The sequence below is a fragment of the Enterobacter sp. 3U4 genome, assembly GCF_057224565.1.
In genome coordinates this window covers 3,438,592-3,453,719 of record NZ_CP136665.1, presented here as the reverse complement: position 1 = coordinate 3,453,719, position 15,128 = coordinate 3,438,592, and the positions used below count along the sequence as shown (strand labels likewise).

12 protein-coding genes and 1 pseudogene are annotated in these 15,128 nt (G+C 59.4%); 3 read left to right on the top strand and 10 right to left on the bottom strand.

What is annotated here, in order from left to right:
- Nucleotides 1-49: 49 nt before the first annotated feature.
- The 3 genes from treC to treR form a co-directional block, all read right to left on the bottom strand.
- Entirely contained in the window at nucleotides 50-1,705 is a 1,656-nt protein-coding gene (gene treC, locus RVY89_RS16500; RefSeq protein ID WP_484825903.1) for an alpha,alpha-phosphotrehalase, read from the bottom strand.
- 51 nt (nucleotides 1,706-1,756) lie between these two features.
- Entirely contained in the window at nucleotides 1,757-3,175 is a 1,419-nt protein-coding gene (gene treB / locus RVY89_RS16495) for a PTS trehalose transporter subunit IIBC (protein ID WP_484827947.1), read from the bottom strand.
- A 128-nt stretch (nucleotides 3,176-3,303) separates the two neighbouring features.
- Entirely contained in the window at nucleotides 3,304-4,251 is a 948-nt protein-coding gene (treR, locus tag RVY89_RS16490) for a trehalose operon repressor TreR (protein ID WP_032651468.1), read from the bottom strand.
- Between the two features lie 391 nt (nucleotides 4,252-4,642).
- Here treR and mgtA point away from each other — a divergent pair, with 391 nt between their 5' ends.
- Entirely contained in the window at nucleotides 4,643-7,351 is a 2,709-nt protein-coding gene (mgtA, locus tag RVY89_RS16485; protein WP_484825902.1) for a magnesium-translocating P-type ATPase, read from the top strand.
- Nucleotides 7,352-7,550: 199 nt separating this feature from the next.
- Nucleotides 7,551-9,935, top strand: a complete 2,385-nt coding sequence (locus tag RVY89_RS16480) for a beta-N-acetylhexosaminidase (RefSeq protein ID WP_484825901.1) — start codon at nucleotides 7,551-7,553, stop codon at nucleotides 9,933-9,935.
- Nucleotides 9,936-9,986: 51 nt separating this feature from the next.
- Here RVY89_RS16480 and ridA read toward each other — a convergent pair whose 3' ends face one another.
- The 4 genes from ridA to RVY89_RS16460 form a co-directional block, all read right to left on the bottom strand.
- The gene (ridA, locus tag RVY89_RS16475; protein ID WP_008501391.1) at nucleotides 9,987-10,373 is read right to left on the bottom strand and encodes a 2-iminobutanoate/2-iminopropanoate deaminase; all 387 of its coding nucleotides are present in this window, start codon (nucleotides 10,371-10,373) and stop codon (nucleotides 9,987-9,989) included.
- Nucleotides 10,374-10,446: 73 nt separating this feature from the next.
- On the bottom strand, nucleotides 10,447-10,908 hold the full coding sequence (pyrI, locus tag RVY89_RS16470; RefSeq protein WP_368543572.1) for an aspartate carbamoyltransferase regulatory subunit: 462 nt from the start codon (nucleotides 10,906-10,908) through the stop codon (nucleotides 10,447-10,449).
- A gap of 12 nt (nucleotides 10,909-10,920) precedes the next feature.
- Entirely contained in the window at nucleotides 10,921-11,853 is a 933-nt protein-coding gene (pyrB, locus tag RVY89_RS16465; protein WP_032651472.1) for an aspartate carbamoyltransferase, read from the bottom strand.
- Between the two features lie 34 nt (nucleotides 11,854-11,887).
- Entirely contained in the window at nucleotides 11,888-11,992 is a 105-nt protein-coding gene (locus RVY89_RS16460; RefSeq protein WP_022646880.1) for a pyrBI operon leader peptide, read from the bottom strand.
- Between RVY89_RS16460 and RVY89_RS16455 the strand changes: the two are divergent.
- Nucleotides 11,972-12,089: pseudogene (locus RVY89_RS16455) on the top strand (hypothetical protein). The gene RVY89_RS16460 and the pseudogene RVY89_RS16455 sit on opposite strands and share 21 nt — an antisense overlap.
- A 3-nt stretch (nucleotides 12,090-12,092) precedes the next feature.
- Here the strand turns inward: RVY89_RS16455 and RVY89_RS16450 are convergent.
- The 3 genes from RVY89_RS16450 to argF all read right to left on the bottom strand — a co-directional run bounded on the left by RVY89_RS16450 (nucleotide 12,093) and on the right by argF (nucleotide 15,107).
- Entirely contained in the window at nucleotides 12,093-12,572 is a 480-nt protein-coding gene (locus tag RVY89_RS16450; protein ID WP_025912003.1) for an arginine repressor, read from the bottom strand.
- 80 nt (nucleotides 12,573-12,652) lie between these two features.
- Nucleotides 12,653-14,056 (bottom strand): YfcC family protein, encoded by a 1,404-nt coding sequence (locus tag RVY89_RS16445; RefSeq protein WP_484825900.1) that lies wholly within the window; start codon nucleotides 14,054-14,056, stop codon nucleotides 12,653-12,655.
- 46 nt (nucleotides 14,057-14,102) lie between these two features.
- Nucleotides 14,103-15,107, bottom strand: coding sequence for an ornithine carbamoyltransferase (gene argF, locus RVY89_RS16440; RefSeq protein ID WP_219280501.1), 1,005 nt, complete (start codon nucleotides 15,105-15,107; stop codon nucleotides 14,103-14,105).
- Nucleotides 15,108-15,128: the final 21 nt, after the last annotated feature.

Genomic DNA, 15,128 nt, shown 5'->3' with positions numbered 1-15,128 from the left:
TATCGCTAAACATAAAAAAGGAGATACAGCATGCTGTATCTCCTGACGTTTATTCCTGCACCCACCAGATGGCTTCAAACGGACGCAATTGCAGCGCATCGGGACGGGAGGGGGCTTCCTCATAGTTGCTGAGCGAGGCCCGCCACACTCCTGTCACCGGGTCTGGTTGCCACTGCTGGCGCTCGTGACTCAGGTTTGCCGCAACAATCAGCGTCTGCCCCTGCCAGTGACGGCGGTAACACCAAAGAGAAGGATGTTCCGGGAGGAGATCTTCATAATCCCCCCACGTCAGCATCGGCAGGGTTTTGCGCAGGCTAATCAGCGACTGGTAGGTATAGAAGACGGAATCCGCATCGTCGAGCGCCGAGCGGGCGTTCACGGTTTCGTAGTTATCGCAGACGCCAATCCACGGCTCGCCCTCGCTAAAGCCCGCATTGTGCGACGCGTCCCACTGCATTGGCGTGCGGCCATTATCGCGAGACTTACTCGCCAGAATCGCCAGTAATTCATCCGGATCGCGGCCGTTGGCGCGCAGTTCGGCGAACATATTCAGGCTTTCCACGTCGCGATAGTCGGTGATGCGGCTGAAGTGCGGGTTCGTCATCCCCAGCTCTTCGCCCTGATAGATATACGGCGTGCCCTGCATGCCGTGCAGCACCATGCCGAGCATCTTCGCGGCGTGAACGCGGTTTTCTCCTTCGTCACCGAAGCGCGACACGATGCGCGGCTGGTCGTGGTTACACCAGAACAGCGCGTTCCAGGCTTTGTTATGCATCCCCTGCTGCCAGTGGCGGAAGAGGGTTTTCAGCGCCACGAAGTCCGGCTTCGCCTTCGTCCACTTTTCGCCGCCGGGGTAGTCCACCTTCAGATGGTGGAAGTTAAAGGTCATCGATAGCTCGCTTCCGTCAAGCGACGCGTACTGCTGGCAATTCTCCAGCGAGGTCGAGGACATCTCGCCCACCGTCATCAGATTGCGCGGGGTGAAGACGTCGCGGCTCATTTCCTGCAGATATTCGTGTACGCGCGGCCCGTCTGTGTAGAAGCGACGGCCGTCGCCAATGTTGTCGTCCGGGAACTCCTGATCTTTCGAAATCAGGTTAATTACGTCAAGGCGCAAGCCGTCCACGCCGCGATCGGCCCAGAACTCGCACACCTTTTTCAGCTCGGCGCGCACTTCAGGGTTCTCCCAGTTGAGGTCCGCCTGCTCCGGGGCGAAAAGGTGCAGGTAATACTGCTCGCTCTCCGCGTGCCAGCGCCAGGCGTTGCCGCCAAACTTGGAGCGCCAGTTGTTGGGCAACTGCTCAGGCGTGCCGTCGCGCCAGATGTAGAACTGGCGGTACGGGCTCTCTTTGTTCAGCGATTCCCGGAACCAGGGGTGCTGGGTTGAGGTGTGGTTGAACACCATATCCAGCACGATGCGGATGCCGCGCTCGTGCGCCCGAGCAACCAGTTCGTCGAAATCATCCAGCGTGCCGTAGGCCGGGTCGATGGCGGTGTAATTCGCCACGTCGTAGCCGTTATCCACCTGCGGGGAGATATAAAACGGCGTCAGCCAGATGGCGTCGATGCCGAGGGTTTTCAGGTAGTCCAGGCGCTGCGTCACGCCGCGCAGATCGCCGGTACCGCTGCCGGTAGTGTCCTGGAAACTCTTGGGGTAAATCTGATAGATGACGCCGTTCTGCCACCAGTGAGGGAGAGTATTCATAGTGCGTTCCTGCAAATGCGAAGGGGCGCAACTGCGCCCCGAAAGAAGAAGTTAAACAATCTGCAGCGTGCCCTGACGGAACTTACGCTGGTAAACCACGGTGGTGAGCGCCATTGGGACGATAATCGCGATGGCCATAGCCAGGGCAAACACCTGCCAGTAAGCGGGCTGGATGGAGAGGATGCCCGGCAGGCCGCCGACGCCAATCCCGTTTGCCATTACGCCGTTCAGTCCGCACACCAGGCCTGCCAGACCGGAACCGATCATCGCGCAGAGCATCGGGAAGCGGTATTTCAGGTTGATACCGTACATCGCCGGTTCGGTGACGCCGAGGTAGGCGGAGATGGCCGCCGGAACGGAGATCTCGCGTTCGTTGTGCTTGCGGCTGACGATAATGATGCCGGTGACCGCCGACGCCTGTGCAATGTTAGACAGGGCGATAATCGGCCAGACCGGCGTGCCGCCGAGGCTCTGGATCATCTGCATATCAATCGCCAGCGTGGTCTGGTGCACGCCGGTGATCACCAGCGGGGCGTACAGGAAGCCAAACAGCGCGGCGCCAATCGGGGCGAAGCTGCCTGTCATCAGGTGACGCACCGCGAAGGCCACGCCGTCGCCAATCATGCGGCCAAACGGACCGATAAAGGCATGCGCCAGGAACACCGCCAGAATCAGCGAGCACACCGGCACCACCACCAGATAGAGGTAATCCGGCACGATGCGCTTCAGTCGGGTTTCAATAAAGCCCAGCGCCAGGCCCGCCAGCAGGGCCGGAATAACCTGCGCCTGATAGCCCACTTTGGCGATGGTAAACAGGCCGAAGTTCCACACCTCAGGCACCTGCTGACCAAGTAAGTAAGCATTCATTAACTGCGGAGAGACCAGCGTGACGCCGAGTACGATACCGAGGATCGGCGTACCGCCCATCTTGCGCACCGCGGACCAGCAGATCCCGACCGGCAGATAGAAGAAGATCGCTTCGCCAATCAGCCACAGGAAGTCGTAGATGCTTTGCAGCGCCGGGTACATCTGCGCCAGGGTTTTGCCGTCGCTCATCGGCACATCGCCGATGACGTTACGGAAGCCTAAAATTAAGCCTCCGCTGATCAGCGCCGGCAGCAGCGGGAAGAAGATCTCCGCGAAGTGGGAAATCAGCTGCTCGTGCCACTTCATATTCTGGCGCGCGGCCTTCTTCGCCTGCTCTTTATCGGCGGAGGAGTGCCCGGTTGTCGCCAGCAGAGCCTGATAGTAATCGCCCACTTCGGTACCAATAACGACCTGGAACTGTCCGGCGTTGGTGAAGCAGCCTTTAACCATGGAAAGTTCTTCAATGGCCTTCGGGTTGGCTTTGGCCGGATCGTTCAGCACGAAGCGCAGGCGGGTAATACAATGGCTGACGGTAGCGATGTTCTCGCGTCCGCCGACCAGGACGATCAGCCGATCGATATCTGCTTGTTTGACTTTACTCATCATGAAACCTCATGACAGATGGTGAGGGGGGTAATGACCTGAGCGCAAGCCTACTCCTTCAGCGTGACGGCGAAAATGGGAACGTTCCCGAAATCGGGCGAAGATCACAATAAACCGTCGAGTGGGGGTTAAGAAAGGTGGGCCGGAATAACGATCTGACGCGGCTCTGCGCGCCCGTTGATCTGCTCGATCAGCTGCGCGGCGGCCTGCCTGCCGGACTCGGCATAACCCGGGTCGACGGTAATAATTTCCGGGTGCAAAAACTTCATCAGCGGCGTGCTGCCGACGCTCGCCACCTGCAGGTTATCGATGCGCTGCTCCTGCAGATATTTGCTGGCACCCAGCGCAAGGGTATCCGTGGCGCACACCAGCGCGGTGGTCTGCGGCGTCAGGACGCTGGCGACCTGCTCGTAGCCCTGCTTCATGCCCAGACCCGGCAGGGAGGCCACGGCGGAGAGGTTGTGCTTTTTGCAAAAGGCCAGATAGGCCTCATGACGGCGCTTGCCGGTGGTGACGTCCGCGTGCGGGACTCCGAGGAAGCTGATGTGGCGATGGCCTTCGTCAAAAAGGCGCTGCATCAGGGTGATAATCGCGCCCTCGTCGTCATAGCAGACGGAGGCAAAACCGTGGGCATCGCGCGCCAGCAGCACCAGCGACGGCTGCCAGGGTTTCAGCATCTCGTCTTTGATGCCGGTAAAGCCGAACAGCACCACGCCGTCAATGTTGCGCCGCTGGAGCATACCCAGATGCTCTTCCACCAGCTGTGGCGAGAACTGGCTCTCCATCATGATCGGATCATATCCTTGCTCATAGAAGGCGGGCAGCATGGTCTGTACGGCGAGGTTTTCAGACAGAGAATCCAGACGCGAGACAATAATGGCGACGACTTTGTCACTCTGCCCGCGCATGGCGCGCGCGGAGCGGGAAGGGGAAAAGCCGTGCTGATTCATGACCGCCTCAACGCGCTCGCGGGTGCGTTCGCTGACGCCGCTTTCGTTGTTCAGCACGCGTGAGACGGTTGATTTCCCCACGCCGCTTAAACGCGCGATGTCTTTAATCGTAAGGCGGTTCTGCATGCTGTATTCCCTGTAACAACGACAAAATGGTCAATTGAGCCTAATGCTATAGCGCGATTTCGCTATGGGCAAAGTCTGGTTTACGTTCGGTTTATTTGCAGGGGGGTATAATACCGCCCGAATCGTCACAAAGGGTACGCTTAAATCCTTATACTGCGCGGCGACACCCTACTTTTTACTTACCGGAGGCTTCATGGATCCCGATCCCACACCTCTCCTGAACGGGAGAATGCGTTCTTTCCGGTAAGCCAGCCTGTTGCTGACTCACCGGTGATGTGAGGCAGCAACGTCCCAAACGTTCCTGCTTGAAAAATTGAGTGCCTCTCAGGTACGGCTTTGCCATGCCTGAAGGAAAAGCTGCGTCCGCGATTGCGGATGCGGAGGAATGACTATGTTTAAAAATATCACCCGGCAGCTGCAGGCCCTGCTGAGCCGCCACCTGCCACACCGTCTTGTTCAGCGCGACCCGCTGCCAAACGCCAAAAACATGGCGGGCACCGCGATCCCCGCCTCGCTGACCGAACGCTGCCTTAACGTGGCGGCGATGGATGAAAATGAAGTCTGGCGCGCCTTTGGCGGGCACCCGGAAGGGCTGAACGCGGCAGAAGTGGAAAAAATCCGCGCCGTGCATGGCGATAACCTCATTCCGGCGCAAAAGCCGTCTCCGTGGTGGGTGCATCTGTGGCTCTGCTACCGCAACCCGTTCAACCTGCTGCTGACCGTGCTCGGCCTCATCTCCTACGCGACGGAAGATCTGTTTGCCGCAGGGGTGATTGCCCTGATGGTGGGCATCTCCACGCTGCTGAACTTTATTCAGGAGGCCCGCTCCACCAAAGCGGCGGACGCCCTGAAGGCGATGGTCAGCAACACCGCGACCGTCTCGCGCGTGATCAACGATCTCGGCGAAAACGCCTGGGTGGAATTGCCTATCGACCAGCTGGTGCCGGGCGATCTGGTGAAGCTGGCCGCGGGGGACATGATCCCGGCGGATTTACGCATCATCCAGGCACGCGATCTCTTCGTCGCGCAGGCCTCCTTGACCGGGGAATCCCTGCCCGTTGAAAAGGTGGCGCGCAGCCGCGACCCGCAGCAGATGAACCCGCTCGAGTGTGACACCCTGTGCTTTATGGGCACCACGGTCGTCAGCGGCACCGCGCAGGCGATTGTCACCGCCACCGGGGGCAACACCTGGTTTGGTCAGCTTGCCGGGCGCGTCAGCGAGCAGGAGAGCGAGCCGAATGCCTTCCAGAAAGGAATTGGCCGCGTCAGCATGCTGCTGATCCGCTTTATGATGGTGATGACGCCGATCGTGCTGCTAATCAACGGCTACACCAAGGGCGACTGGTGGGAAGCGGCGCTGTTTGCGCTCTCCGTGGCCGTTGGCCTGACGCCGGAAATGCTGCCGATGATTGTCACCTCTACGCTGGCGCGCGGGGCGGTGAAGCTCTCTAAACAGAAGGTGATCGTCAAACACCTCGACGCCATTCAAAACTTTGGCGCGATGGACATTCTCTGCACCGATAAAACCGGCACCCTGACGCAGGATAAAATCGTGCTGGAGAACCACACCGATATCTCCGGCAAAACCAGCGAGCGCGTGCTGCACAGCGCGTGGCTGAATAGCCATTATCAGACCGGGCTGAAAAACCTGCTCGACGTCGCCGTGCTGGAAGGGGTGGATGAAGAGTCCGCCCGCACGCTCTCCGGCCGCTGGCAGAAGGTGGATGAGATCCCGTTCGACTTCGAGCGCCGCCGCATGTCGGTGGTGGTGAGCGAGCAGACGGAGGTGCATCAGCTGATCTGCAAAGGCGCGCTGCAGGAGATCCTCAACGTGTCCACGCAGGTGCGCTATAACGGCGACATCGTGCCGCTGGACGACACCATGCTGCGCCGCATCAAGCGCGTCACCGACAACCTGAACCGTCAGGGGTTGCGCGTGGTGGCGGTGGCGAGCAAGTTCCTGCCGGCGCGCGAGGGGGACTATCAGCGTATCGACGAATCCGATCTGATCCTTGAGGGTTACATCGCCTTCCTCGATCCGCCGAAAGAGACCACAGCACCGGCGCTAAAAGCGCTGAAGGCGAGCGGTATTACCGTGAAAATCCTCACCGGCGACAGCGAGCTGGTGGCGGCGAAAGTGTGCCATGAAGTGGGGCTGGACGCGGGCGACGTGGTGGTGGGTAGCGATATTGAACATCTCTCTGATGACGAGCTGGCGAAGCTTGCCCAGCGTACCACGCTGTTTGCCCGCCTGACGCCGATGCACAAAGAGCGCATCGTCACCCTGCTTAAGCGCGAAGGGCACGTGGTGGGCTTTATGGGCGACGGCATCAACGATGCGCCCGCCCTGCGTGCGGCGGATATCGGTATATCCGTGGACGGCGCGGTGGATATCGCCCGCGAAGCGGCGGATATTATTCTGCTGGAAAAGAGCCTGATGGTGCTGGAAGAGGGCGTAATCGAAGGACGCCGTACCTTTGCCAATATGCTCAAGTACATCAAGATGACCGCCAGCTCCAACTTCGGTAACGTCTTCAGCGTGCTGGTGGCGAGCGCTTTTCTGCCGTTCCTGCCGATGCTGCCGCTGCACCTGCTGATCCAGAACCTGATGTACGACGTGTCTCAGGTGGCTATCCCGTTTGATAACGTGGACGACGAGCAGATCCAGAAGCCGCAGCACTGGAACCCGGCAGATCTCGGGCGCTTCATGCTGTTCTTTGGCCCGATCAGCTCCATCTTCGACATTCTGACTTTCTGCCTGATGTGGTTTGTGTTCCACGCCAACACCCCGGAACACCAGACGCTGTTCCAGTCCGGCTGGTTCGTGGTCGGGCTGCTGTCGCAGACGCTGATTGTGCATATGATCCGCACGCGCCGCATTCCGTTCATCCAGAGCCGTGCCGCATGGCCGCTGATTGTGATGACGGGGATTGTGATGGCGCTCGGCATCGCGCTGCCGTTCTCACCGCTGGCGAGCTACCTGCAGCTGCAGGCGCTGCCGCTGAGCTACTTCCCGTGGCTGGTGGCGATCCTCGCGGGGTATATGGTGCTGACGCAGATGGTGAAAGGGTTCTATGCGCGTCGGTATGGGTGGCAGTAACGGCAAGCCCGGTGGCGCTGCGCTTACCGGGCCTACGATCCGAACGTAGGCCGGGTAAGGCGAAGCCGCCACCCGGCAATAGCTTTCCTCTCAAATTCAACAACCTGTGATCTCCGTCGGCGCATTCGCTTGACGACAAATTGAGCGCATGTTAACAGAATGTTTTGCCTTTATTTGGCCCGTCAGATAAGGAACATTCATGTTACGGTACAGTCTCTTAACCGCCGGGCTGATGCTCGGCGCCTCTGCCTTTGCCGCCCCGGCAGGGGATCTCCCTTTGATGCCCTGGCCTGCCAAGGTCGAACGCCCGACGACCCAGGGCGCACTGGTGCTCAGCAACAACGTATCCATTGGCGTCAGCGGGGACGATCTCGGTGACGCCGTCAACCGCCTGCGCCAGCGCATCGCCCTGCAAACCGGCTGGACGCTGCAGCCTCAGGCTGAAAAGCCAGACAAACCGACTATCCGCATCGCCATCGCTAAAAAGGTGAAGCCGCAGCCGCTGCCGGACAGCGATGAAAGCTATAAGCTCACGGTGGATGCCAACGGCGTCGATATCTCAGCAAATACCCGCTTCGGCGCGCTGCGCGCCATGGAAACCCTGCTCCAGCTGATGCAGAACGGCGCGGAAAACACCTCTCTGCCGTGGGTTACCATTGAAGATTCGCCGCGCTTCCCGTGGCGCGGGCTGCTGCTCGATTCGGCACGTCACTTTATCCCGCTGCCGGATATCAAACGTCAGATCGACGGCATGGCCGCGGCGAAGCTCAACGTTCTGCACTGGCACCTGACCGACGACCAGGGCTGGCGCTTCAGCTCGAAGCGCTATCCTAAGCTGACGCAGCTTGCCAGCGACGGGCTGTTCTACACGCCTGAACAGATGCGTGAGGTGGTGCGTTACGCTACCGAGCGCGGCATTCGCGTGGTGCCGGAAATCGACATGCCGGGCCACGCCTCGGCGATTGCCGTGGCCTATCCGGAGCTGATGAGCGCGCCGGGGCCGTACGCCATGGAGCGCCACTGGGGCGTGCTGAAGCCGGTTCTCGATCCCTCCAAAGACGCAACCTACGCGTTTGCCGACGCGATGGTCAGCGAACTGGCGGCGATCTTCCCCGATCCGTATCTGCACATCGGCGGAGATGAGGTGGACGACAGCCAGTGGAAAGCGAACCCGGCCATCCAGCAGTTTATGCGCGACAACAGGCTGGCCGACAGCCACGCGCTGCAGGCGTACTTCAACCGCAGGCTGGAAACGATCCTCGAAAAGCATCACCGCCAGATGGTGGGCTGGGACGAGATCTACCATCCTGACTTACCGAAAAGCATTCTGATCCAGTCCTGGCAAGGGCAGGACGCGCTGGGGCAGGTGGCGCAGAACGGCTACAAGGGCATTCTGTCGACCGGCTTTTATCTCGACCAGCCCCAGTCCACCGCCTATCACTACCGCAACGAGATCGTCCCGCAGGGGTTAAACGGCGTTGATGTGATAGCGGATACCGACAGCGCCCAGAGCTGGGCCTTTTCCATGCCGCGCCTGAAGGGCAAGCCGGTGGAGGGGAGCTTCACGCTGGTGAAAGGGGATGCCGGGTGGCGCGGGTTTATTGATTTTGCCGGGAAATCCCGCCGCGCGGTGCAGAACATCGAATGGCGCGATGACAGCCAGGCCACGTTTACCGTCGATACATGGATGGGCGAAACGCGCCCGGTGGTCACCGTCGATAACGATAAACTCTCCGGCTATTTCCTTGTCGGAAATACGCGCTACCCGATTAGCGGCACGCGTCTGGACGACGTGCCGAAAGGCGTTCCGCCCGTCGTGCCGGACGTGGCGAATCAGGCCAACCTGCTCGGCGGCGAAGCGGCGCTGTGGGCGGAAAACGTGGTGGCGCCGGTGCTGGATATCCGCCTGTGGCCGCGCACCTTTGCGGTGGCGGAGCGGCTGTGGTCCGCGCAGGACGTCAACGACGTCGACAACATGTACACCCGACTGCAGGCTATGGACAGCTGGTCGACGGTGTCGGTCGGGCTGCAGCAGCATACCCAGCAGCAGGTGCAGTTCACGCGCCTTGCCGGTAATGCCGACACCCTGCCGCTGCAGATCCTCGCTCAGGCGATTGAACCGGCTCAGTATTACACCCGCCAGCACCTGAAGTTCCAGGCCGGAAACTATCATCAGTTCGAGCCGCTCAACCGCTTCGCCGATGCGCTAAACGCCGAAAGCGCCACCGTGCGCCAGATGCACAAATGGGCGGACCGTCTGGTAAGCGATGCGGAAGACACGGAAAGCGCTGACGCCCTGCGCCACGTCTTTAACCGCTGGCAGAGCAATACCAGCGACGCGCTGGCCTTAAGCGAAAACAGCTATCAGCTGAAGGCGATGAAGCCGGTGATCCAGGAGGTGGATAAGCTCGCCTCCATTGGCCTTCGGCTGACGGATCTGGTGGCGCGTCAGGGCACGCTGGATGACAAGGAGATCGCCTCGATTCAGAGCGAGCTGGATAACGCGGCGAAGGTGCAGGACGAAGTGGTGATTGCTGCGGTTTATCCGCTGGAGACGCTTCTTCGCGCCACGCGAAATCAGTAGCGGGCCATAAAAAAAGGCAGCCCCAGGCTGCCTTATTGTCGACAAAGCGAATTAGCGACGAACGGCAATCGCTTCGATTTCAATTTTCACGTCTTTTGGCAGACGCGCCACTTCCACGCAGGAGCGCGCCGGGAAGGTGGCGTTGTGCTCGGTGAAGAACGCTTCGTAGGTGGCGTTCACGGTCGCGAAATCGTTCAGATCTTTCACGAACACGGTAGTTTTCACGATATCGCCCACTTTCAGGCCGGCAGATTCAACGATAGCCTGCACGTTTTCCAGCGACTGACGCGCCTGCGCCGCGACATCTTCCGGCACCGCACCGGTTTTTGGGTTTACGGGGATCTGACCTGAAGTGATGATCATGCTGCCCAGATCAACGCCCTGAACGTAAGGGCCGATAGCGGCTGGTGCATTTTCCGTCGCGAGTACTTTGCTCATGTTTTCTCCAGAATTACAGCGTTAAGAATGTTCCCGGCCATTATAACAGCCGGGATTTCATTACCAACCTCAATTAGTTGGCCAGCACCACATAATGAGAAAACTCTTTTTCACAGTATTTGCATTTGAGCGCGATGTCATCGGCGCGTTTTTTCACTGCAAAACTGGATGAAACCGGCTCAGCGTGGCTGATGCAGTTGCTGTTCGGGCAGACCAGCACGCTTTCAATACGATCCGGCAGGTTCGGGCGCGATTTCCCGACCACTTCGTACTCGTCGATGCGGTTGACGGTGGCGTCCGGCGCGTACAGCGACAGCTGGTTAACCTGCTCGTCGGTCAGGAAGGTGTTCTCGATTTTAATCAGATCCTTGCGGCCCATCTCGCCCGACGGCAGGTTCAGGCCGATGGTGATGCGCTGGTCGGTTTCGGTCAGTTTGAACAGCGTCAGCAGCTTAAAGCCCACCTGCGCAGGGATGTGGTCAATCACGGTGCCACGCTTGATGGCTTCAACCTGGAGTTTGTTATCGTGTGTCATTGTCATTTCCCCTTACAGAGCCAATTCGCGATTCAGAACCAGTGCCAGTAACGCCTGGCGGGCGAAGATACCGTTTCCGGCCTGCTGGAAGTACCAGGCGTGCGGCGTTTTGTCCACGTCTGTGGTGATCTCATCGATGCGCGGCAGCGGATGAAGCACCTTCATGTTGTCGCGTGCGCCTTCCAGGTCGCTGGCGCGCAGCACGAACTGCGCCTTCACGTTGGCGTATTCGGACGGGTCCAGACGCTCTTTCTGCACGCGGGTCATGTACAGAATATCCACGTGGCTCATCACCTCTTCGATGCTGGCATGCAGGCTCCACGCAATGCCTTTCTCATCCAGCATGTCGAGAATGTACTGCGGCATCGCCAGCGCGTCAGGCGCGATGAAGTAGAAGCGGTTGCCGTTAAATTTCGCCAGCGCCTGGGTCAGGGAGTGAACGGTGCGGCCGTATTTCAGGTCGCCAACCATGGCAATATTCAGGTTCTCAAGCTTGCCCTGGGTCTCCTGAATGGTGAACAGATCCAGCAGAGTCTGCGTCGGGTGCTGGTTGGCACCGTCACCGGCGTTCAGCACCGGAATGCCGCCGGAAAACTCGGTTGCCAGGCGCGCCGCGCCCTCCTGCGGATGACGCATCACAATCGCGTCGACGTAGGTGCTGATTACTGAAATGGTATCCGCCAGGGTCTCGCCTTTTTTACCCAGCGACGTGTTGCTGCTGTCCGAGAAGCCCACCACGCTCGCGCCCAGGCGGTGCATGGAGGTTTCAAAGGAGAGGCGGGTGCGGGTCGAGGCTTCAAAGAAGCAGCTCGCAATCACCTTGTGCTTCAGCAGCTCCGGTTGCGGATTGGCCTTCAGTTTTGCCGCGGTTTCCAGAACCAGTTCCAGCTCTTCGCGGCTGAGGTCGTTTATGGAAATGATGTGTTTTTGATAAAGCGGATTCATGTTTATCTCCTGACGCCGGGCAAAAAAAAGCCCCTCAAATGAGGGGCTCTGGGAATAGGTTTAGCAACGGGAAGAAAAACGGCAGGCCAGCGTCTGATTTCAGACGCGGTAAGACGTTATGTCGTACACGCTTGACCATGCTTCCTCCCGGCAAATTGTCGGGCATTATACGCAGCTCGCTTTTCGGATCAAGCGATTTAATGCACGCTTTACTCAATGCAAACGGTTCTTTATGAATATTAATGCGTTCTTAGTAAATAATTAATTTGCTTATGCACCAGCGCGGTGCGCTTCACGACCCGGGGAGCGACCCAGACGATACTGCTGCCGGCCACCACGCCTAATATTTCCGGAAGCTGATGATAATCCAGAATACGCGCCACCGCGCGGCCATATCCGGCGACGGTATGGACAAGGATAAACTCGCTATTATGCTCGACGCTCACCACCATTTCCGAAACGGTACGTGCAGCATCGGGGGCAGGGCGCAGCTGGGGATTCAACGAATAAATCTTTAGCCCTTTGGCATTTCGAATTTTTATGACTCCGAGCAACTTCAGCAATCGCGAAACGGTCGACTGGCTGATGCTGTCAAACCCTCTCTCCTGCAGGTCGCGGCGAATTTCTTCCTGCGAAAGATAACTCTTTTCGGCGATCAAACGCTGGCACACCGTGAGCTGCAGTTGTTCTTTGGGAGAGTACTCTTCGTAATCCATCATGTTTCCCATATCAGTTCCCGAAATAACCGGTGACACCGCACCGATCCGTAGGCCGGATAAGCGCAGCGCCATCCGGCAAATTACAACAACGCCCCCAGACTTAACGCCACCATAATCACTATCGTCAGGATCGCCAGCAGCGGCGCCACCCATTTCAGATAGCGCACGTAAGGTACCCGGGCGATAGCCAGCCCGCCCATCACGACGGCAGAGGTGGGAGTGACCAGGTTAACGATGCCGGAGGCCGACTGGTAAGCCGTAACCATCAGGTCGCGGTTGACGTTAGCGAAATCGGCAAGCGGTGCCATGATCGGCATCGTCAGAACGGCCAGGCCGGATGAAGAAGGCACAAGAAACGACAGAACGACCTCCAGCCAGTACATCACGTTGATAAACGCCACCGTGGACAACCCGCTGACCAGCCCTTCCGCGCTGTGCAAAATGGTGTGGGTAATCATGCCCTTATCCATGATGACTACGATACCGCGCGCGATGCCGATAATCAGCGCGACGCCCAGCAAATCTCGCGCGCCGTTGATAAACGTCGACGTCAACTCCTCTTCGCTCATGCGGGCGATCAGGCCGACGAGAATCGCGCTGGCGAGAAACACCGCCGAAATCTCCGCCATCCACCAGCCCAGCACCGCCACGCCGTAAATCATCACCGCGAAGGCGAGGGCAAAAATCACCAGGATGATTTTGCGCACCGGGGTAAATTCCAGCGACTGTTCGCCCTTGTCGCCGAGGAAATGGGCGCGGTTCTCTTCCTGTTTGTCTGCGACGATAGAGAGGGAAGGATCCTGGCGCACCTTGCGGGCATAGCGCATCACCCACGCCACGCAGATGATCCAGCCGATGATCAGCAGCGCTACGCGCAGGGCGATGCCGTTGGTAAAGGGGATCCCGGCGGCGTTGGCGGCGATGACCGTGGCAAACGGGTTAATGGTGGAGCCCAGCGTGCCGATCCCCGCGCCGAGCAGCACGGTGGAGGCGGCGACCACCGGATCGAACCGGGCAGCCAGCATCACCGGTACCAGCAGGGTGTAGAACGGCAGCGACTCTTCGGCCATGCCGTAAATGGTGCCGCCCGCGGCAAAGAGCGCCATCAGGATCGGGATCATCCACTCCTCGCGTCCGCGCAGCCGGGTGGTGACGCGCTCGATCCCGGCGTCAATCGCCCCGGTTTTGGTTACGATCCCGAGAAATCCTCCGATGATCAGAATAAACAGCGCCACGTCGATCGCCCCGGCCTGGCCGGAAACCGGATCGTACAGCCCGGCGATGGGCGCCATCAGGACGGAAACCAGCCCCTGCGGATGTGCCGCCACGTGCGCGTACGTTCCGGCAATCGGGACTTCTTTACCGAGGGTGTCGTTCATCGCCATCTGGTACTGACCGGCCGGAACGACCCAGCTCAGCGCCGCCACAACGGCAATCAGAAAAAAGAGAATGGTGTAAGCGGAGGGAAACTTAAACTTGCCCATGATGTTCTCCTTAAACCCGGCGCACCCGCGGCGCGCCGGGCGGTGATTAGTCGCCGAGTGTCGCCACCATGACCGCTTTAATGGTGTGCATGCGGTTCTCTGCTTCGTCGAAGACGATGGAGTTTGGTGATTCGAAGACCTCTTCCGTCACCTCCAGCCCCTTCAGCCCGTACGCCATCTCGATCTCGCGACCCACTTTGGTGTGCTCGTTGTGGAACGCCGGCAGGCAGTGCATGAACTTGACGTTCGGGTTGCCGGTGGCCTTCATCACCTGGGCGTTAATCTGATACGGCTTCATCAGGCTGACGCGCTCGGCCCAGGCTTCCTTCGGCTCGCCCATGGAGACCCACACGTCGGTGTAGAGGAAGTCGGTCCCCTGCACGCCTTCTTCCACGTCGTCGGTGAGGGTGATGCGCGCGCCCGTCTCTTTCGCGATGGCGCGGCACTGCTCAACCAGCCCCGCTTCCGGCCAGAAGGATTTCGGCGCGACGAGGCGGATATCCATCCCCATCTTGGCCGCGCCAACCATCAGCGAGTTGCCCATGTTGTTGCGCGCGTCCCCGAGGTAGGCAAAGCTCAGCTCCGGCAGGGTTTTGCCCGGGGAGTGCTCCAGCATGGTCATCAGGTCGGCGAGGATTTGGGTTGGGTGGAACTCGTCGGTCAGGCCGTTCCACACCGGCACGCCCGCGTACTCGCCCAGCTCTTCAACGATGGTCTGGCCGTAGCCGCGGTATTCGATGCCGTCGTACATGCGGCCCAGCACGCGGGCGGTGTCTTTCATCGACTCTTTATGACCGATCTGCGATCCGCTTGGGCCGAGATAGGTCACCTGCGCGCCCTGATCGAACGCGCCCACTTCGAAGGCGCAGCGGGTGCGGGTGGAGGTTTTTTCAAAGATCAGGGCGATGTTTTTCCCGACCAGGGTTTGCTTCTCGCGCCCGGCTTTTTTGGCGGCCTTCAGCTCAATGGCGAGGTCGATCAGGTACTGGATCTCCGCCGGGGTGTAGTCCAGCAGTTTCAGGAAGTTGCGGTTTTTCAGGTTGATGGTCATGGCTAAATCCTTTTTAAAATG